Source organism: Pseudomonas umsongensis, from assembly GCF_012647205.1.
Taxonomy (GTDB): domain Bacteria; phylum Pseudomonadota; class Gammaproteobacteria; order Pseudomonadales; family Pseudomonadaceae; genus Aquipseudomonas; species Aquipseudomonas umsongensis.
Genome location: NZ_CP051487.1, coordinates 4,286,993 through 4,305,465, shown reverse-complemented (window position 1 = coordinate 4,305,465; position 18,473 = coordinate 4,286,993). Strand labels below are relative to the sequence as shown.

15 protein-coding genes are annotated in these 18,473 nt (G+C 57.8%); 8 read left to right on the top strand and 7 right to left on the bottom strand.

Annotated features, from left to right (window positions below):
* Positions 1 to 16 precede the first annotated feature (16 nt).
* From HGP31_RS19355 to HGP31_RS19340, 4 genes are all read right to left on the bottom strand, one after another.
* Positions 17 to 1,135 carry an AraC family transcriptional regulator gene (locus HGP31_RS19355; RefSeq protein WP_168758460.1) on the bottom strand — a complete coding sequence of 373 codons (1,119 nt, stop codon included), beginning with the start codon at positions 1,133 to 1,135 and terminating at the stop codon, positions 17 to 19.
* A gap of 586 nt (positions 1,136 to 1,721) precedes the next feature.
* Entirely contained in the window at positions 1,722 to 2,609 is an 888-nt protein-coding gene (locus HGP31_RS19350) for an NAD(P)-dependent oxidoreductase (RefSeq protein ID WP_168758459.1), read from the bottom strand.
* A 90-nt stretch (positions 2,610 to 2,699) separates the two neighbouring features.
* A complete protein-coding gene (locus tag HGP31_RS19345; protein ID WP_168758458.1) occupies positions 2,700 to 3,569 on the bottom strand; it encodes a phytanoyl-CoA dioxygenase family protein in 870 nt (289 codons plus the stop codon).
* Between the two features lie 69 nt (positions 3,570 to 3,638).
* A complete protein-coding gene (locus tag HGP31_RS19340; RefSeq protein WP_168758457.1) occupies positions 3,639 to 4,625 on the bottom strand; it encodes an aminotransferase class IV in 987 nt (328 codons plus the stop codon).
* Positions 4,626 to 4,901: 276 nt separating this feature from the next.
* On the opposite strand from HGP31_RS19340, the gene HGP31_RS19335 reads away from it, so the two are divergent.
* From HGP31_RS19335 to HGP31_RS19300, 8 genes are all read left to right on the top strand, one after another.
* Positions 4,902 to 5,810 (top strand): NAD(P)-dependent oxidoreductase, encoded by a 909-nt coding sequence (locus HGP31_RS19335; RefSeq protein ID WP_168758456.1) that lies wholly within the window; start codon positions 4,902 to 4,904, stop codon positions 5,808 to 5,810.
* A 50-nt stretch (positions 5,811 to 5,860) separates the two neighbouring features.
* A complete protein-coding gene (locus tag HGP31_RS19330) occupies positions 5,861 to 6,250 on the top strand; it encodes a hypothetical protein (protein WP_168758455.1) in 390 nt (129 codons plus the stop codon).
* A gap of 12 nt (positions 6,251 to 6,262) precedes the next feature.
* Positions 6,263 to 7,738, top strand: coding sequence for a cytosine permease (locus tag HGP31_RS19325; protein ID WP_168758454.1), 1,476 nt, complete (start codon positions 6,263 to 6,265; stop codon positions 7,736 to 7,738).
* 183 nt (positions 7,739 to 7,921) lie between these two features.
* Positions 7,922 to 9,397 (top strand): cytosine permease, encoded by a 1,476-nt coding sequence (locus HGP31_RS19320; RefSeq protein WP_168758453.1) that lies wholly within the window; start codon positions 7,922 to 7,924, stop codon positions 9,395 to 9,397.
* 95 nt (positions 9,398 to 9,492) lie between these two features.
* The gene (locus HGP31_RS19315) at positions 9,493 to 10,215 is read left to right on the top strand and encodes a TetR/AcrR family transcriptional regulator (protein WP_168758452.1); all 723 of its coding nucleotides are present in this window, start codon (positions 9,493 to 9,495) and stop codon (positions 10,213 to 10,215) included.
* Between the two features lie 70 nt (positions 10,216 to 10,285).
* Complete coding sequence (locus HGP31_RS19310) at positions 10,286 to 11,350, top strand: AraC family transcriptional regulator (RefSeq protein ID WP_168758451.1); 1,065 nt, start codon at positions 10,286 to 10,288, stop codon at positions 11,348 to 11,350.
* 147 nt (positions 11,351 to 11,497) lie between these two features.
* Positions 11,498 to 12,802: an alginate export family protein gene (locus HGP31_RS19305; RefSeq protein WP_168758450.1), complete on the top strand. Its 1,305-nt coding sequence runs from the start codon at positions 11,498 to 11,500 to the stop codon at positions 12,800 to 12,802.
* An 835-nt stretch (positions 12,803 to 13,637) separates the two neighbouring features.
* Positions 13,638 to 15,290 (top strand): methyl-accepting chemotaxis protein, encoded by a 1,653-nt coding sequence (locus HGP31_RS19300; RefSeq protein WP_168758449.1) that lies wholly within the window; start codon positions 13,638 to 13,640, stop codon positions 15,288 to 15,290.
* Here the strand turns inward: HGP31_RS19300 and HGP31_RS19295 are convergent.
* The 3 genes from HGP31_RS19295 to HGP31_RS19285 are packed head-to-tail and all read right to left on the bottom strand — an operon-like array spanning position 15,278 to position 18,450.
* Positions 15,278 to 16,804, bottom strand: coding sequence for a DHA2 family efflux MFS transporter permease subunit (locus HGP31_RS19295; RefSeq protein ID WP_033044361.1), 1,527 nt, complete (start codon positions 16,802 to 16,804; stop codon positions 15,278 to 15,280). The genes HGP31_RS19300 and HGP31_RS19295 overlap by 13 nt on opposite strands.
* Positions 16,797 to 17,978: an HlyD family secretion protein gene (locus HGP31_RS19290; protein WP_168758448.1), complete on the bottom strand. Its 1,182-nt coding sequence runs from the start codon at positions 17,976 to 17,978 to the stop codon at positions 16,797 to 16,799. The genes HGP31_RS19295 and HGP31_RS19290 overlap by 8 nt, the downstream gene beginning before the upstream one ends.
* Positions 17,971 to 18,450, bottom strand: a complete 480-nt coding sequence (locus HGP31_RS19285; protein ID WP_020798270.1) for a MarR family winged helix-turn-helix transcriptional regulator — start codon at positions 18,448 to 18,450, stop codon at positions 17,971 to 17,973. Before HGP31_RS19285 ends, HGP31_RS19290 begins: the two co-directional genes overlap by 8 nt.
* Between the last annotated feature and the right edge of the window lie 23 nt (positions 18,451 to 18,473).

The window sequence follows — 18,473 nt, the reverse complement described above, 5'->3', positions numbered from 1 at the left end:
TGCGCTGTCGAAGTCGTCAGGCCAAACCCAGGGCGCTTGAACGGCCCAGGCCGAGGCTGCTCTTGCCTTGGCCATACCGTGAGGCGTACTTGCCGCTGTTGTTGAGCACGCGGTACTCGCGGGGCGAGCGTCCTGTCCAGCGCTTGAAGGCGTGCCGGAAGTTCGCCGCATCGCTGTAGTTGAGTTGCTCCGATATCGCCTCGGTGGTCATGGGCGTGCTGAGCAAGTAGCGAATGGCCAGCTTCTTGCGTACTTCCACCAGCAGCGAGTTGTAGGAAGTGCCAAGCGCGTCGAGGCGCCGGCGCAGCGTACGAGGCGAAAGATGCAGGTGGTCGGCAATTTCGGACAGCGAAGCAATGCATTGACCGGAATTGAGCAGCAGGTTCTGCACCTGAAAGCTGATGTCGTATTTCTGCAGGATTTCGCGCAGTTGCGCCTGGCAATTCGTCTTGCAACTGGCGTGCGTGATGCTATTGGATTGCGGCAGCTTGTTGTCGAGCCAATGGGGTGAGAAGCGGATGGCAGTGCGCTCACAATTGAAGCGAACCGGCACACCAAGGCTTTCGCGAATCTCGGCCTGCTGTTGAGGCGCGGCATCAATGCTCAGCTCAATGCCTTCGCAACTGAAATCGCGGCCCAGGATGTCCTGGAGCAGCGTCACCAGCTTCGACACTTCCAGGTAGTACCAGAAGGCATTTTCCGGACTGATCAAGCCGTATTGATCGTTGAGCTCAAGCAAGGCGACGCCGCTCTCGCAGCTCAGTTGCAGGCCCATCTTGAGGTTGATCAACAGCCCGAACTGACTGGCGGTTTCCAGGGCGTCGCGCAGTGTGGCACTGCTGAGCATGGCAAAGCCGACGATGCCGTAGGAGGTCAAATGCAGGCGTTTGCCAACCTGCAGGCTGAGCAACGGGTTGCTCGCTTGCTGGTTGAACGCGGCGTGAATCAGCGATTGCTGGTTCAACGAGATCTTGGTCATTGGATTACCCAGGTCAAACAGAGTCATGGACCCTGCAGCCAGGCATTCGCTCACCAGTCGTTCGTCACCGCCCACCAGGCTGGCTGCCGCCAGAATCTCCGCCGTGGAAAAAACCTTGTCGTCCAATGTGATAGGTGTTGTTTCGATCAGTCCCATGGTACTGCCCTCACTGGTGTAGCCAAGCCAAGATGACCGCGTGAAAACGTGCTGACGCAACGCATCCTCCGCGTGGGTTTATTTGGGAATAAAAAGCAGTGGCGTGGGCAGGCCGGGGACGTTCGTAGAACGGTGCAGGGGTGAAGCGCGGCACCAAACCCATGGAATCGAACTGAGCGAATCCATGAAATTCAGGCTTTATAGGGAGTAGCTTCGCTACTGTCCCGCTTTGGGTCTTGGACCTCATTTGTTATCTCCTGACCTTTCGGGGCTGTCGTGCAGCACCCTTTTTTTGTTGGTCTATCAGGTAGGGATCGATGTGAATCAGACCGAAGAAAACGCGGTTGCATTTATTAGGTCATGTGACCGATTAAATACGGTCGAGCGACCTAGGTCAAGTGACAGATAAGTGTCGCGAGAATAAATTTCGACGAACGGAAGAAATGGACTATCCGGTTCATTTGTTCTGGGTCAGAGGGGGGCACAACTGCTGGATTTTTGGTGTGACGAAGTTGACCCGGCGGACCGGGTTTACTTGGACGGAAGGATTGGTATCCCCCCATCACTGAGGGGGAGTCAGGCAAATTCAGGGATGCATGGCTTTGAACAGCGATGCGATGTCCAACTCACCCATGCCGGCGGTCTGGGCCAGCCTGCAGTAGCTCAGGTAGGCGTCAGTGCTGGCATGGGGCGCGTTCGCACGCTGCAACGCATCGAGCACCACCTCTTGACCGGCGACGTGCACATCGACTGACGCTTGTTCGCCGCTGAAATCGCTGGCGGCAATGCGATCGGCCGCGGTGTTGATGCCATCCACCAGCATGTCGCTCATGATCGGCGACAGGGCCTTGAAGTCCTGTACCGAAACACCGGCGCAGGAGGCGAGTACCGCGCCTTCGAGCCAGGCGGCAAAGGCACCGAAGTAAAAGGCATAGAGTGCGAGGTAGGTGGGCGTGCACGCAGTGGGGTCGGCACCGAGAAACTTAGGGTTCCCCGCCAACACCTTCAGGGTCGACACATGGGCATGGTAGGCGTCGCTGTTGCCTGAGTAGAGGATGGTGGTGTGTTGCCCGCCAATGTCCTTGGGGTAGCACATGATGCCGGCGTCCACATACAGACCGTTGTGCTGGCTCACTCGCTTGGCAATGCGCTGCACATCGTCCACGGTACCGGTGCTCATGTTGACGATGGTTTTGCCGCTCATGTCCAACAATGGGTCAAGGCTGCTCAACACGTCCTGCGAGACGGCCTTGTCGATCATGCAGATGATGATCAGGTTACTCGCATTGATCGCTTCGCTGGCTTCCCGCGCCAGGCTGGCGCCTTCTTGCATCAGGGCAGTTGCGCGCTCCGGGCTGCGGTTCCAGACGGTGACGTCATATCCGGCTTGCAGCAACGTGCGCGCCAGCACACTGCCCATGGCCCCCAGGCCCAGGACGCTGACGCAAGGCTTGTTTGATCCAGACGTTGACATGATGTGCCCTCAAGACAGTAGGGGATTGAAGAGGTCAAAGCCACGCATTGAGGTCGAGTAGATCGGCGCGTGGCAGCATGGTGTTTGACATCAGCGAGGAGGGTTTAGTCCGATGTAATCGGCGATTTCCTCGTAGTTGACTTGCCACAGGCCCGGCAGGCCGTAGAGGTCTGCGGTGAAGGAGCGGAAGCCGAGGATTTGCTGTACGCGCGGCGACAGGGTGCGAACCAGTGCCATGTCGACCACAAAAGGATAGGCTTCCTCTGGTACCAGCCAACCGAGGTTGAAGGTAAAGGCCACTGCTCGGCGGTACTGGTCAGTCGTCACGTTGGCGCCCCCGCCATGCGCGATCTTGCCGGTGAAAAACAGCGCATCACCCGGTTCCAGCTCGGCGGGCACGGTCATTTCCGGTGTGCCCCGGTCATTGTAGTCCGGCCAGTTCTGGCTACCGGGAATGATCCGCGTTGCCCCGTTTTCTTCAGTGCAGGGGCTCAGGGCGATCAGGAAATTGCAGATAACGTCCGGGGCTTTGATTCCCATCTCCTTGAACGCCATGTAGTTCTCGAAATCGCGGTGCAACGGCTGGGCTTTGTTGCCAGGTCCGATCTCGATGACTTGCGCAGTTCCCATCCAGTAGGTATCGCACCATGGGCTCAGAATCGCGTGAGCCAACTGGTGAACCTTGTCGTGGTCGATGATTTCCTCACGGAAGGTTTTGCTGTGGGTCACCAGGTTGGTCAAACGCTTGGTGTTGGCACCATGGAAATCCTGCGCGCCTTCGTTGGTCTTGGACGAGCCTGCGGGAATCTTGTCCATCTGCGGCTGGACGTCGGCGTTGAATCGAGCGACCTGATCCAGGGTGAGCATGCCTTTGATGATGACACCGGCGTCTTCCTTGAGGATCTTCAGAACTTCTTCTTTCGGGGTGTCGAGGGTGATTTTCTTGAATGCGCTGGCCATGGGAAGAACCTGAAAAGCGTAATGGAGTGATCTCAGTGCGGCAGGTGATGACCGCACTCGAGGGGCCGACTAAACGTTGACGGGGGTGCTGTAGTCCACGGCAGTGCCGAGCCAGCCGTCCCAGCGTTTGGTCCAGTAAAGGTTGTGCAGTCGAGTGGTCAATTCGCCGGGGCCAGCCTTGCCGCCCAGTACGGTGTCGTCGACGCTGTTGATGGGCATGATCCCGCCGGCGGTGGACGTCAGGAAGGCCTCGTCGGCATTGAGCAACTGTTCGACATGGACCCGCTCGACATGGATGGGCATGCCGATTTCCTTTGCCAGCTCCAGCGTGGTTTTGCGCGTGATGCCTTCCAGGCAACCCGAATCCGGTGTGTACAGCGCGCCGTCCTTGATCAGGAAGATGTTGGAGCCGGGTGCCTCGGTCAGATAGCCGTTGGCGTCACACAGTACTGACCATTCCTTGTTGGCGGCCTTGGCTTCGAACAACGACAGCTTGAGGTCCATCCAGTGGAAATTCTTCGCGGTAGGGTCCACCGCTTCGGGCGGAATGCGAATGAATTGTTTGCTCACCAGCAGGTCGGTACCACGGGTCCTTTGTTCGTCATTGGAAATAAATACGTAGGGCACGACAAACGCATAGAAGCGATTTTCGTAGGCCTTGGGATTAGTCCGATCACCACCACCAGGCTTGAAGCCGCGAGTGACTGCCCACCATACGTAAGCCTCCTTGGCGCCTGCTTGCTTGACCAGGTTGGTGAGAATCTGGGTGGTTTGCGATTTCGTGTAGGGGTTGGTCAGTTGAAACTTGGCGCATGCACCCTCAAAGCGCTCCAGGTGGTCGTCGAGGCGAAACAGGTAGCCCTTGCTGACACTGACAACGTCGTAGCAGGCGTCGGCCTGAGTGAACCCCAAATCAGTCATCGGGATCGCCGCGTTATCCAGATCCACATAGGTGCCATTGATGAATGCCGAGCCGTGGCTGTACTTAGGCTCATGGGCGACGCGCACATGGGCGGGGTCGTTCAACATGATGTGTTGTGCCTGGATGATGCTCATCGGTGGCTCTCTATTTCAAGGTGAGGTGGAGGCTGCAGACTACGCAGTGCCTTTCAGCGGTATTGCCGGTGTGCTCATGGTAGGGCGGTGGTGGTTGCACCAAACAGGTGAGCAGGGGCCAAATTACAATGTCTGTGCGGCCACGCTTCAGCGTGGCAGAGCCTTGCGCCAGGCCCGGCAAGCGACTGTCCAGTCGAGGATGCTTTATTGGCCATAAATGACCTTTTTCGCCAAACGTCAGCTGCCTAGAGTCCTTGGGCACCGCGGCCGACGCGGTTGACTTTTCATCAGCAAGAAGGAAATGGCATGAAGCATTCAAAAGCAACGTTTATCGGTCTTGGCCAAATGGGCGCGGCGCTGGTCCCGCCATTTATTGATGCCGGTTTGCAAGTGACGGTCTGGAATCGATCGGCAGCCAAGGCTGCTCCATTGGTTGCATTGGGCGCAAAGGCCGCGGCAGACTTTATTACCGCAGTGAGTGCCTGCGACCTCATCATCGTCTGTCTGGCTGACTACGCCACCAGCAATGCGCTGTTTCACCGGGATGAGATCACGCCTCTGCTCAAGGGCAAGACGATCGTGCAGTTGACCACCGGCGATGGCAGGGAGGCCGAATTTGGCGCCCTGTGGGCGGCAGAAGCCGGGGTGAATTACCTGGACGGCGCGATCATGGATTATCCGACCAAGGTCGGTGATCCAGAATGCCTGCTGCTGGTGTCCGGTGATCGTGCGGTGTGGGACAGCTGCGAGGCACAAATCAAGCTGCTGGGTGGCCGCATGACCTATGTCGGCAGCAAGCCTTCGTCAGCCAATCTGCTGGATGGCAGCTTGCTTACGATGTACTACGGCAATACGTTCGCCTTGATGCAAAGCGCGGCGATGCTGGAGGCCGAGCAGGTCGATCTCAAGGACTTCAAAACAGCATTGAATGCGTTCAAACCCGTGATAGAAAGCACCTGGAAGCGCACCATCGAGGCCATCGACCAGCAGGACTATTCCGGTAACGAGGCTTCCATTCATGTTCATTCACTGGGTGTGCAATCGCTGCTGAAGCGGGCCAAAAATTCAGGCGTAGAGCACAGTTTGCTGCAATTATTTTCCGAGTATGTCGACCAGACAGCGGCGCGCGGTCACGAAGCTGATGAGCTGCCGGCAGCCTTCGAAGTATTGCGCCGCAAAGGCTGATCGATACCGTTCGGCAGCAGGTTGGCGGGGAGGGCGCATCGACCCTCAAAATGTCCCCTTCGCACCTGTTTGCCAAGGTTGGCAAGCCCATAATCAAGGCGTCAACGGATGGCGCGGAACTGGCCGGTCATGGTCAAGGCACGCAGGGATGCTGGCAAACAATAAAAACGATCTTTCCAGACATTCTGCCCTCTACCGTTTTACAGGAGCAGCTCATGCGTGATGCATCCAGCCTTCATATCTCAGGCGAACATTCTTTTCTGGTCGACGACACCATTGGCGACCTTGACCTCGATCTGGTCAGGAGCCTGATCGCGTTGGATTCTCCCGAAAACCTCAATGACGAAACCAGTCTACCGACCGGTTCGATCATCCTGACAGCGGCAGCCTGGTTTGTTGCCGGTATTGTCCTTTGGGCCCTCGTGGGCTTTTACATCTGATAGAGGTTTGCCATGAGCAATTCAGGTGAAGACGTAAGCGGGCTTATCTCTCGGGAAACACTGGCAGGGCGCTTGCCGGTGCCAGGTTCCGCGCGGTTGTACAATGGTTTTGGCACATTGCTGGGTGCTGCCATTGCGATCGGCGCTGCCAGTTTCAACTACTTGTTTGGTGCTTCGATCGCCTACATCGGTAACACGAGCATCGGCATTGCTGGCTATGTTATCGGCCTGATGATGACCTTGGCGCCCATGTACCTGGCCTCCGGGATGCTGAGCTATCGGCATGGTGTCGACCCTGTGGACGCAGCAAAAAGTGCGTTGGGCACCCGGGGTTCCGCATTGTTGCTGTTGATGATCCTGGTGACGACGCTGGGCTGGTCGTTCGTGCTGGTCGCCATGACGGGGCAGGCAGCAGGGCGGCTGCAACAGGTGCTGTTCAATCCGGGCGGTGGTATCGACAACACGTTCGTGGCGGTTGTTTCGATTTTCATGCTGGTGCTGATCTGGGTACTGCTCAGAAAAGGCCCGGCCATGATCGCAATGCTCACGCGCTTCACTTCACCGGCGATTCTGATCATTGCGGCAGTGGTGTTGTATCTCGTCACCCGGGACGTCAGTTTTTCAACGTTGTTGCATACCAATGTCGACCCGAAACTGGCCTATACCACCGATCCGTTATTGCAGTTGGCCTACGGCGTTGAATTTGGTGCGTCCAATGCACTGACCATCGTGCCGTTTTTTGGCGGAATGGCGCGGTTGATCCACAAACGCAAACACCTGGTCACGCCGTGCCTGCTGGGCGCTGGATTGATTGGTGCGGGCTTTACCACCGCCGTGGGTGCCCTGGCAGCAGTGGCCACGGGGTCTACCGAGCCCGCGGAGTGGGTGGTCAAGACCGCTGGAAATGGCCTGGGTACGTTGATCGTGACGATCCTTCTGCTGGCCAATCTCGGGACCTTGGTGAGCTTCTTTTACCTGGCCGGCGTGTCGGTTCAGCAGATCAGGTTTTTCGCCAGGATGCGCTGGGACATGATCATCGCCATTCTGTTACTGCCTGGCATAGTCGTCGCGTTTGAAACAGATTGGTTGATCGCCCATGTGATGAACTGGCTGGCCTACAACGGCGCGATGTTTGTCGGTATCGCCGCGATACTACTCACCGACTATCTGCTGCTGCGCCAACAGAAAGTCCTGCCCGGCCACTTGTTTGTCAAAACCAGTGACAGCGCTTATTGGTTCTGGGGAGGGGTGAACTGGGTTGCGATGGGCGTCATTGTGTTGGGCGTGTGTTCCTACCTGTCATTGTTCAACCCGATGACACTGGAGGTTGGCGGCTCGTTTCGCTACATCGGTGCGGCCATGCCTTCTTTTGCGCTGTGTATCGTGACGTACTATGCGGCCATGCGCCTGGTGATTGCATCGAGTGACAAAGGTGGTTATCGAAATGTTGCCCAGTTGGCCTTGAAGAAGGTCAGTGTCGGGCTGTAAGTCAGACTTGCCGGACCAGGCCCTGGCGCAATGCCGGGGCCTTTTCGTTTATGGGATCGAGCTGATTTTGCCGTTTGAGCGGTGCGTCGCTCACCGGTAATTTGTCCGCGTCGCACCTGTTGGGCTATCGCCGCCGGCTCATAATTCGAGCCTGTCTTGTCGGCGGTAGATCAGGGGAGTTCCATGAGTAATTCGGGTGCGGATGTGAGTGGCGCGATATCGCGTGAAGCCTTGGCAGGGCGCTTGCCCGTGCAGGGCTCAAACCGGTTGTACAATGGCTTTGGCTCGTTGTTGGCGGCATGTGTTGCCATCGGTGCTGCCAGTTTCAATTATCTGTTTGGTGCTTCCATTGCCTACATCGGCAATACCTCCATCGGCATTGCCGGTTACCTGATCGGCCTGATAGTGGGGCTCGCGCCCGTGTATCTTGCTTCAGGAATGATCTGTTTTCGCCACGGCGTCGATCCGGTTGATGCCGCCAAAAGCTCGATGGGCACCCGTGGTTCTTCATTGCTGCTGGCACTGATCCTGATGACTACCCTGGGTTGGTCATTCGTGCTCATCGCAATGACCGGACAAGCCGCCGGTCGCCTGCAGCAGATCCTGTTCAACCCTGGCGGGGAAATCGATAATGGCTTTGTCGCCGCGGTATCGGTGCTCATGCTTGCCCTGATCTGGGCGCTGCTGAGAAAGGGCCCGGCGATGATTGCCTTGCTGACAAGGTATACCTCACCGGCCATTCTGATCATCGCTTGCATTGTGCTTTACCTGATCACGCGTGATACCAGTTTGACGACCTTGCTGCAGACCAACGTCGATGCGAAGTCAGCCTACGCCACCGATCCTTTGCTGCAACTGGCCTATGGCGTCGAGTTCGGGGCATCCAATGCCTTGACCAGTGTCCCTTTTTTTGGCGGAATCGCTCGGCTTATCCATAAACGCAAGCATCTCATCACGCCTTCGCTTTTGGGCGCAGGGCTGATCGGTGCAGGTTTCACCTCTGCCGTAGGGGCGCTGGCGGCGGTGGCGACTGGTTCCACCGAGCCTGCGGAATGGGTGATCAAGACTGCTGGCAATGGCGTTGGCACGGTTATCGTATCCGTACTCCTATTGGCCAACCTGGGCACCCTCATCAGCTTCTTCTACTTTGCCGGGGTCTCGGTTCAGCAAGTACGGTTCTTTGCCAGGATGCGCTGGGACATGATCATTCTGGTACTGCTGTTGCCGGGATTGGTGGTTGCCTTCAATACCCAATGGTTGATCGCGCATGTGATGAACTGGCTGGCCTACAACAGCGCCATTTTTGCGGGCATTGCAGCTGTTTTGTTGACAGATTTTCTCTTGCTGCGTCGTCAGGTGTTGTTGCCGACCCACCTGTTCGTGAAGAGCGAGGAAGGTGCCTACTGGTTCTGGGGCGGTGTCAATTGGGTTGCCATGGCTACAATCGCCCTGGGGGCGGCGGTCTACCTGATGTTGTTTGATCCGCTGACGTTGGCGGTAGGCCCCAGCTTCCGTTACGTTGGGGCAACGATGCCGACGCTCGCCGTTTGTGTCCTGGCCTATTACCTGGCCATGCGCCTGGTGATTGCCACCAGTTACAAGGGCGGTTACCGCAACATAGGCCAGTTGGCACTCAAGAAGGTCACTGTCGGCCTTTGATAGAAGTAGACAAGGCGGCGAAACTCGGTCGCTTGACCTATATCACGTGACCTACCTACAATTCTTAAAATCTGCAGAGCGCCAGGGAACGGCCAATGCCCGCGAGATTGGATCGCGGCCTTGGCAGCAGGCATTCTGTAAAAATGGAACATGCGCTATTGGAGCATTACGCGATGTCGAGTGAAAGCACACGGGCCGAGTCGCTGTTCGACAGGACCGCCAGCCCCCGCGAAAAGAAACGCGTTCAGCGGATCGAGGACATCATTGAAGCAGCCGCCATGCTTTTCGTACGTGATGGCTACGCTCAGTTTTCTGCCCGGCGGGTTGCCAGTGAGTTGGGCATCAGCCTCAGTAACCTTCAGCATTATTGCGGTACTACCGAAAACCTTCTGCTTTCCATGATACGGGCAAAAATCGAGGTCTTCGTCACTCGCTTCTACGACATTGCCAATGAGACGTCGCTCACCCCCGAGGAGCGCTTCCTGAAGGTAATCGATGAAGACATGGCCGCGACGCTGGATCCCTGGATTGCATCGTTCTCATTCCAGACTTGGGCGCTGGCCGAACACGACAAAGCCATCAATGAGCATCTCAAGCATATCTACAGTGAGTTCTGCCGCATCCTGGCGAACCTGATCAGAGACGTGAATCCGCAGGTGACCACCAGCAAGGCTGATGTCTACGCGACGCTTATCGCTTCGCAAATCGAAGGGTTGTTATTTTACAATAAACAGATCGCTGACGATCAGCGACATTGGGATGAAACGCTGGAGACGATGCGCACGATGTGGGTCAACATGATTCGCGTCGGCCATTAAATTGTAGCGAGGCCGTTGCGCCCCTGTATTTGGTCTTTTGGCACCTGTTTCTGATTTCCGACCAAGGTTTATGCTCCCCGCTGAATCAGCATGGGGAGTGGATATCATGGGAGGATCCATGGATGACATCGATCGACTGGCGACGTTGCACTTCATCGCACTGGTCGATTCGCTGATGATTGAAGCGGGCCACCCGACGCAAGGGTTGCTGCTGGGCACTGACCTTGGTGCAGAGGAGCTTCAGGCGGGTCTTCGACTGATCGCCCCCTCTCAGGAATACGCCATACTGCGCAACGCGCTTGCCATGACCGGCAATGCGCATCTGGGCCTGGAACTGGGCAAACGTTGCCGATTGGCTGCGTACGGTATCTTCGGCTTCACCCTGCTTTCCAGTTGCGATCTTCGATCAGCGCTGCGCCTGCTGTTCGAATATCCGTTGCCGCTGGGTACAGGCTTCGAGCTTGGTTTGAAGGAAGACCAGGGCGTGGCGACGTTGAACGTCAGCGACACGTTCGACGTTGAAGATGAATTACGTGGATTGGCAATCGAGTTCTGCCTGACGGCCCTGCAAAGCCTTATGGCGGACTTGCTCTACAAGACCTTGCCGGTATTGAGCGTCAATATCGGGTTTCCCGAATTGGCGGATGAACAGGCGTATAAACGTTACTTCGCCTGCCCGGTGACGTTTGATCCGTCCCGCACTCATAGTCTGTCTTTCGATGCACATTGGCTCGATCAACCTCTGCCTTGTGCGCATTCAGTTTCCCATGCCCAGATGAAGAAACACTGCTCCCAGCTCAAGTCTCATCTGGAGAGCCCGCGGGATTTTCTGGCCAATGTGAAATCGGCTATCTGTACTCAGTTTGATTCGGTTCCCACCCTCAACAACATTGCCTTGAACATGGCCTGTTCAGGCAAAACCCTTCAGCGTCAATTGCGAGCTGCGGGCACCAGTTTTCATGAGTTGCTCGGCGAGGTGCGCTATCAGCGCGCGCAGGAACTGCTGTTACAGCAAGTCCCCATCGCACGGATTGCCGAACGATTGGGCTTCAGCGAGGCTGCCGCCTTCCGAAGGGCATTTCAACGCTGGAGTGGGTGCACACCTTCGCAGTATCGCTCGCAGATCAGGCACTGAAAAAACGGTGCCGTTGAGACTTTGAATTGTCGCTTACGATCCCCTTTTTTGACCCGTTTGCGCCTTTAGCCGAGTGCTCTTAAACCAGACAATCGATCCACGTCGCCATGATTGGCTTAACGCATTGATTGAAAGGATAGGGCAGTGATGAGAGTGTCGATTCGCAGTTTGGCGGCAGGTATCGGAACGCTGTATGCAGGTTCCAGTTTCGCATTCGACAGCTTTCAGATCGGGGATGTGTTGGTCGAACCCTCAATGACGATAGGGGCTGCGTACCTGTACCACAGAAACCAGGCATTCGGTGGCCGTACCAGCAGCATCGGGCTTGAGGTGGACCGTACTTCCAGCCGCTTTGAAGGCTTTGTTTTGCCTGGAGTGAAGGTCACGGGTCCAGAGACTGTCTACGGTACAGTGTTCGGCGGAGCCTCGGCTGTCGGCGCTATGACGCGCGGTGGTAGCGATGCCGGTGGATTTACCCATGACGACCCGGAGTCCATCGGCATGGAAACTGCGTACCTCGGCTGGAAAAGCGCGGACCTGTTTCCCTCGCTCGGTAAAGACGCCATCACCCTGAGCGGTGGACGTCAGAATTTCATGATCGACAACGGCTTTCTGATCGGCGACGGTCATGCTGACCAGGGTAAGGATGCGGCTGCCTGGATTGGTCCGCGTACTGCGTTCACCCATACACTGATCGCCCAATTGAACACGGGCAAGATTCATGCGGACCTGTTCGACCTGACCGCGACTCAGGACCTCGACTACGCCGATTACAAGGAAAACCTGCGCCTGCGTGGCGGCAATGTCGAATGGCGCGACACACTCGGTACCCTGGGGGCAACTTACTACCACACGATGGACGCCGACAACGCGGCGCGTGACGGGGTGGATGTCTATGACTTGCGTGCCAAGGGCACGCCGTTCACGGCACTGCCGCAGGTTAGCCTGGCAGCCGAGTATGTCTGGGAGACGGGGGGCGAAGCCAACAAGTCCGCTCATGGCTGGTATGCACAAGCCAGTTATGCCTTCTCGGACGTGGCGTGGACACCGACCCTGACATACCGCCGTACTCAGTACTCCAGCGATTATGACCCGATGACTTATGGCTACGGCGGGGAATACGGTACCTGGTACCAGGGGGAGATCGTCGGTGAATACATGCTGTTCAACAGCAATGTCGACATCGACTTGCTGAGGCTGGCGGTGCAACCCCGTCAGGATGTCGCTGTAGGGTTGATGGGCTACCGGTTCCGCCTGGAGAAGGCCCCCGAGGGCGTTACCAGTCGCGACTTCGGTAACGAAGTCGATCTGTATGTGAACTGGAGCATTACTCCAGCCCTGACGATCAGCACTTTGTATGGCATGACGTTGCCTGGGGACGCTGCGAAGCAGATCTATGGAGATAACGACCGCTCCAGCCTGTTTGAAACCCTCGTGACCTGGAGCTTCTGATGCCAAACTTGTCTACTGTGCTCTAGTCGCTTGGGTCGGTAGCGGATTGTAGGAGCGAGCTTGCGCGCGAAGGATGTGCACAATAACGCGTCTTTTTATTGAACCCGTCGACCTTGGGACTAAACCTGTAGGAGCCGGGCTTGCTGGCGATTGCGGACGTACGGACGAAACAGTTTGTCGCCTGACGAACCGGTATCGCCAGCAAGCCGGCTCCTGCAGTGATTAACGTTTCCTGATTCTTGACTGATCGGGATTAGCTTGCGGGTTGCTTTCTTTTTGGTCTGCGAAATGGCCGTTCTGAAGTGGCACAGCAATGCAGGTACAAAAAAAAGGCGCCCGGAGGCGCCTGTAATGTCACCTGAACCAAGGGCAAAGCCAGGTGAGCTGAACAAACCGGAGGAGCGTTGGTAAGGCGCAAGGTCTGTCCGCCTCGCGGTAAAACGAGTTGGGCAATTTTAGGGGTTTGTACATCATTGAGTAGGTGATGCTCGGCCATTTGTGGCGACGCGGTGGCCAATTGAAGCTTGCGTGAGATTGAACACTGGCAGGCTTACTTTCGCCCGAGCAGTTTTGCGAGTTATCCACTTCCCGTACCCAGTCGCTGTCGACTCCGAAAAGACCTAGGTGGCCGCTGGGGCTGCTTGTCGCATAAAACACCGCATCTTCGATCATTGCCGCACGCAAGGACGGTGTGATCAATGTCGTCATTTCGAAGTGGGATACCAGCCTTTTTTCAATTGTCGTTCTAACAGTAGAATCAAATACTGTATAAAGAATTATGTTGAATAAACGGCCTGCTCAGGCGCACCCCATAAAAACAAAAACGGTAATCACCATGTCATTTCTCAAACGCCTCTCCATCGGCGCCAAGCTCCTCGTGCTGCCCGGGATATTTGTGCTCGCGCTATTGATCGTCTCGGGTCTGGCCTACCACGGGCTGGCCAGGCAACAAGCGGTGATCGAGGAAATCGACCAGTTGCGTTTCCAGCAGTATCGCCAGGTACTGGAAACCGCGTCTGCCTCGCAGGCGGCGATGGTCGGGGCCTATGCCATAGGCGCGCGCATCCTTGAATCCAATGGGCAAGCTTCTGCCGAGGAGCTGGAGTCCTATCTGGAAGACATGCAGGCCAGTGTCGACGACATGCGTGCCGGGCTGGACAAGGTCGCTCGTGAGACGCGTCTGGGGGAGGAGGAGAAAGAACTCTACCGCGCCGTGCAGGAGCAGGCCGCCGTGGTCGGCGAAGGCCTTGCCGATTTCAAGCGCGCTGCCTTGAGTGATCAGATACAGGCGGCCTCGCTGCTGGGCAGGGTGCGCGCCGACAACAATGGTCTGCAAGGTCAATTCAATCGATTGCTGGGACTGCAGGCGCAGCTGACCTCTGGCGCCTTTGCCGAGGCCGGCACTATGCAACGCCAGGTATCGCGGATGCTGGTCGCGGTATTACTCGGCGCCAGCGTACTCGCCGTAATGGTCAGTCTTTTGTTGCGCGCGCAGATTATCCGGCCTATCCGGGAAATCGAACAGGCGTCGATCGAGTTGCGCGATGGTGACCTGACCCGACGTGTGCGAGTCATGGGCCGAGATGAGGTGGCCCACACGGCCCAGGCATTCAACGAACTCATTGATAGCTTCCAGCAGGCCATGCGCCAGGTTGCCGGTGTCGCGGCATCGGTCGGCGCGTCGGCGGAAGAACTGGTAGGAGCGTCGGCGCGTGTGGCGCAAAGTTCCACGGCGCAGGCCGGTGCGGTGGGTGCGGTGTCGATGACCATCGAGCAGATGAGTGACGGGATTGCGGCAATCTCCAGTCATGCTGAAAGCCTGCGCAGCTGTGCCGAAGCCAGTTTGCGCGGTGCGCAAGACGGACACCTGGCCTTGTCGCGACTGCTCGAGAAAATCGACAGCGTGCGCCATGCCTTCTCCGCCATCCGCGGCTCGGTGGGCGATTTTGTCGAAAGCACTACTGCGATCACCGCCAGCATCGGTCAGGTCAAGGACCTCTCCGCGCAGACCAGCATGCTGGCGCTCAATGCGGCCATCGAGGCGGCGCGTGCCGGAGAGAGCGGGCGCGGTTTCAGCGTGGTGGCTGACGAAGTGCGTAACCTGGCGCAACGCTCGGCGTTGGCTGCCAACTCGATCAACCAGTTGACGTTGAAGCTGGAGAGCCAGTCCGGGATCGTCGATGAAGCATTGAGCGCGGGCACTGTGGCACTGGAAGACAGTGGCCGACTGCTGGGTGAGTTGGAAAGTACCCTGCAACAGGCGACGGAACTGGTCGGAGACTCCACGCGCGGGGTGGACCGGATTGCCGATGCGGTGAGCGTGCAGAGCGAGGGCGGGCGGGGCATCGTGGCCAACGTCGAGCACATCGCGCGCATGGCCGGTGAGGGTGATGCGATCACCCATCAGGTATCCGGAGCCGTGGTGTCCTTGCGCGAACTGTCCGATGAGCTGAACGTAGCGGTGGGTCGTTTTCGCTACGAGGCCTGATTGGCTTGAGACTTCGCAGTCCTGAATATCAGCAGCAGCGGTATGACGCCAATGGATAACCACATCAGCAGCTTGAAGTCATCCAGGTAAGCCACCCAGCTGGCTTGAACAGTGATCAAGCCATCCAGGGCTGCACGCCCGCTGGCGGTCAATGGATTGAGTTGGTTGTTGACAGGCCAGGCGTCGAACAGGCGGTTGAACGGCGTCACGTAGGCGCCGATTTCGGCATGGTTGATCTGGGTGTTTTGCGCCAGCAGCACCGTGACGATCGAGATGCCAACGCTCGAACCGACATTGCGTGACAGGTTGTACAGGCCCGTGGCTTCGCCACGCAAATGCGGGGGCAGGGTGGTAAAGGCGATGGTGGTCAGCGGGACGAACAACAGGCCCAGGCTCGCGCCCTGGATAAAGCCGACGTAGACGATGGTGTCGATGGACACGGCCGGCGTCCAGCCAGTCATCATGTACATCGACCAGGCGGACAACACCAGGCCGCAAAACAGTATCCAGCGAATATCGACTTTGCCGATGATCTTCCCGGCAAGGAACATGCTCAGCATCGTCCCCAGGCCGCGCGGCCCCATGACCATGCCGGCGGTGAGAACCGGGTAGCCCATCAGGGTTTGCAGGTAGGGTGTCATCAGTGCCAGCGAGGCCAGGTAGGTGATGCCGATGATGAAGATAAACACCACCGCCACCGAGTAATTGCGATCCTTGAACAACTTCAGGCTGATAAAGGGCTTGTCGTAGGTGAAGGTGTGGACGATGAAAATGTACGAAGCGATGGCGGCCACCAGCGCTTCCAGGATGATTTCCCCAGAGTCGAACCAGCCCAGTTGTTCGCCGCGGTCGAGGAACAGTTGAATCGACATGATGGCCACGCTGAGGGAGCCAAAGCCCAGCCAATCCAGGCGTGCAGTTTTGTCGGCCGGGGTTTCCCGAATGAAGCGGGTCATGCCGATGAAGGCCAGCAACCCGATAGGCAAGTTGATGAAGAACACCCAGCGCCAGCTGAGGTGTTCCGTCAGCCAGCCGCCGAGCATCGGGCCCAATACCGGACCGACCATGACCGATACCCCGAACAAGGCCACTGCCGACCCTCGGTCTTTCTGCGGGTAAATATCCAGGAGAATGCCTTGTGACAGCGGCACTAGCGCCGCCCCTGCCACCCCTTGCAGCAGGCGGAACAGGATGATTTCTTCCAGGGAGCGGGCAATGCCACAGAGCACCGACGCCAGGACAAAACCCAGGATCGACCACAGCAACACGCGCTTGCGACCGAAGCGACGGGCCAGGAAGGCCGAGGGCGGGGTCATGATCGCGGTGGCGACGATGTACGAGGTCAGCACCCAGTTAATCTGATCGGCGCTGGCCGATACGCTGCCCTGCATATAGGGCAGGGCGACGTTGGCGATGGTGGTGTCCAGCGCCTGCATGACCACCGCCAGCACCACACACAAGGTGATCAGTACCCGCAACGGCGATGGCGGAAGTGGTCCGGATACTTCACTCATGATGGCGTGCGAACAGGTTTGCCAGCGGCTTCGGCAGGCCACGGGCCGTGCCGGTGTCGATATCGACCACGGCGCTCATGCCGTGGCGCAGCGCCGGTTTGCCTGCCGCATCGTCGATATGGATCCGTACTGGAATGCGCTGCACAACCTTCACCCAGTTGCCCGTGGAGTTCTGGGCCGGCAACAGGGAGAAGCTCGAACTGGACGCCGGGCTGATGCTTTCCACGGTGCCATGCCAGGTGACACCCGGATAAGTGTCTACCTCAATGGTTACGCCCTGGCCGATGTGAGCGTTGGTCAGCTCGGTCTCTTTCGGTGATGCAGCGACCCACAGCTGCTCGCTGGACACCAGGCTGAAGCCCGATTGTGGTGGTTGGAGGTACGCGCCCACTTGCAGCGAGTCAACGTTGGTGACGACGCCGTCGAACGGGGCGATGACCACGGAGTTTCGCAGGTTGCGTTCGGCTTCATTCAGTGCCGCCAGCGCTTGCAAGTAGGAGGGATGCAGCTCCAGAGCTCTGTCCAGGCGCCCACCCAGTTGAGCCAGCGCCGCGGCAGCCTGGGCCTTGGCGACCGACACCTGCTGACGGGTGTTGTCGAGGTCCTGGTGGGCGTCGTCGTAGACAGTCCTGGATACGGCGGCAACGCTGACCAGCTTTTCCAGCCGTTGCAGATTGGTCTGGTAAAAGGGCAATTTGGCTTCAGCCTGGGCGATCTCGGCCAGCGACTGGTTGTAGCTGGCCTTGAGGTAAAGGATCTGGTTGCGCGCGTTTTCCAGCTGCGCCTTGGCACTGGCCACGGCGATTTCAAAGGGCTCGGGCTTGAGACGGAACAACACCTGGCCTTTGCTCACGCTTTGGTTGTCACTGACTTCAATGGCCGCGACGATCCCGGCGACATCGGTTGAAACCCCCACCCGCTCGGCCTGGATATACGCGTTGTCGGTGCTCACGACCTGGCCACCCAACACGTACCAGGCGGCACAGGCCACGACACTGATCGGTGCCAGCAAGAACAGGCCGATGCGCCAGCGTTGGCGTGCCGTGTCAGCCGGAACTTCAGCATGGCCAACAAGGGCCGACGCCTCGGACGCCTGCATCTGGGGTTTTTCCGCTGGCTCGAGCGGTCGGGCTTCAGCGTGCACGGCAGGGCGCTGCAATGTGGGCTCAGCCATGCTTCACCTCGCTTGCTGCACAACCTGTGGGCTCATCCACGGGCTGACCGCAGGCTGTCAGCAAGTGTTCACGCATACGTTCGAGGTACTGCAGCAATTGGTCGTGCTCCTGAATGGAGAAATCCGCCATGGTTTCCAGTCGGGTTTGCTCGCCGATGGTGCGCATGAATTGCAACAGCGGATGGGCAGCCGGGGTGAGAAACAGCAAGGAGTAACGGCGGTCGGTGGGGTGGTTTCGGCGTTCGATCAACCCGCGCTCCTGCATCTTGTCCAGCAAGCGCACCAGGGTGACCGACTCGATTTCCAACAGGTCTGCCAGGCCTTTCTGGTGGATGCCCTCATGAATCGACAGCTTGGCCAGGACTTGCCATTGCGAGCGCGTGAGACCGGCTGCGCGAGCCCATTGTTCAAAGCGCTTACGCATCAAGCGGGCAACGTCATGGAGGACAAAGCCGAGGGTGGATTGGGTCATCGTCAGCGCACCTTGGAGTCAAT

Coding starts and splice junctions, on each gene's coding strand:
- HGP31_RS19315 (WP_168758452.1), top strand. CDS start 9,493: ATGCCCGCGAGATTGGATCGCGGCCTTGGCAGCAGGCATTCTGTAAAA.
- HGP31_RS19355 (WP_168758460.1), bottom strand. CDS start 1,135: ATGGGACTGATCGAAACAACACCTATCACATTGGACGACAAGGTTTTT.
- HGP31_RS19345 (WP_168758458.1), bottom strand. CDS start 3,569: ATGGCCAGCGCATTCAAGAAAATCACCCTCGACACCCCGAAAGAAGAA.
- HGP31_RS19295 (WP_033044361.1), bottom strand. CDS start 16,804: ATGAGTGAAGTATCCGGACCACTTCCGCCATCGCCGTTGCGGGTACTG.
- HGP31_RS19350 (WP_168758459.1), bottom strand. CDS start 2,609: ATGTCAACGTCTGGATCAAACAAGCCTTGCGTCAGCGTCCTGGGCCTG.
- HGP31_RS19330 (WP_168758455.1), top strand. CDS start 5,861: ATGTCCCCTTCGCACCTGTTTGCCAAGGTTGGCAAGCCCATAATCAAG.
- HGP31_RS19340 (WP_168758457.1), bottom strand. CDS start 4,625: ATGAGCATCATCCAGGCACAACACATCATGTTGAACGACCCCGCCCAT.
- HGP31_RS19285 (WP_020798270.1), bottom strand. CDS start 18,450: ATGACCCAATCCACCCTCGGCTTTGTCCTCCATGACGTTGCCCGCTTG.
- HGP31_RS19300 (WP_168758449.1), top strand. CDS start 13,638: ATGTCATTTCTCAAACGCCTCTCCATCGGCGCCAAGCTCCTCGTGCTG.
- HGP31_RS19325 (WP_168758454.1), top strand. CDS start 6,263: ATGAGCAATTCAGGTGAAGACGTAAGCGGGCTTATCTCTCGGGAAACA.
- HGP31_RS19320 (WP_168758453.1), top strand. CDS start 7,922: ATGAGTAATTCGGGTGCGGATGTGAGTGGCGCGATATCGCGTGAAGCC.
- HGP31_RS19290 (WP_168758448.1), bottom strand. CDS start 17,978: ATGGCTGAGCCCACATTGCAGCGCCCTGCCGTGCACGCTGAAGCCCGA.
- HGP31_RS19305 (WP_168758450.1), top strand. CDS start 11,498: ATGAGAGTGTCGATTCGCAGTTTGGCGGCAGGTATCGGAACGCTGTAT.
- HGP31_RS19310 (WP_168758451.1), top strand. CDS start 10,286: ATGCTCCCCGCTGAATCAGCATGGGGAGTGGATATCATGGGAGGATCC.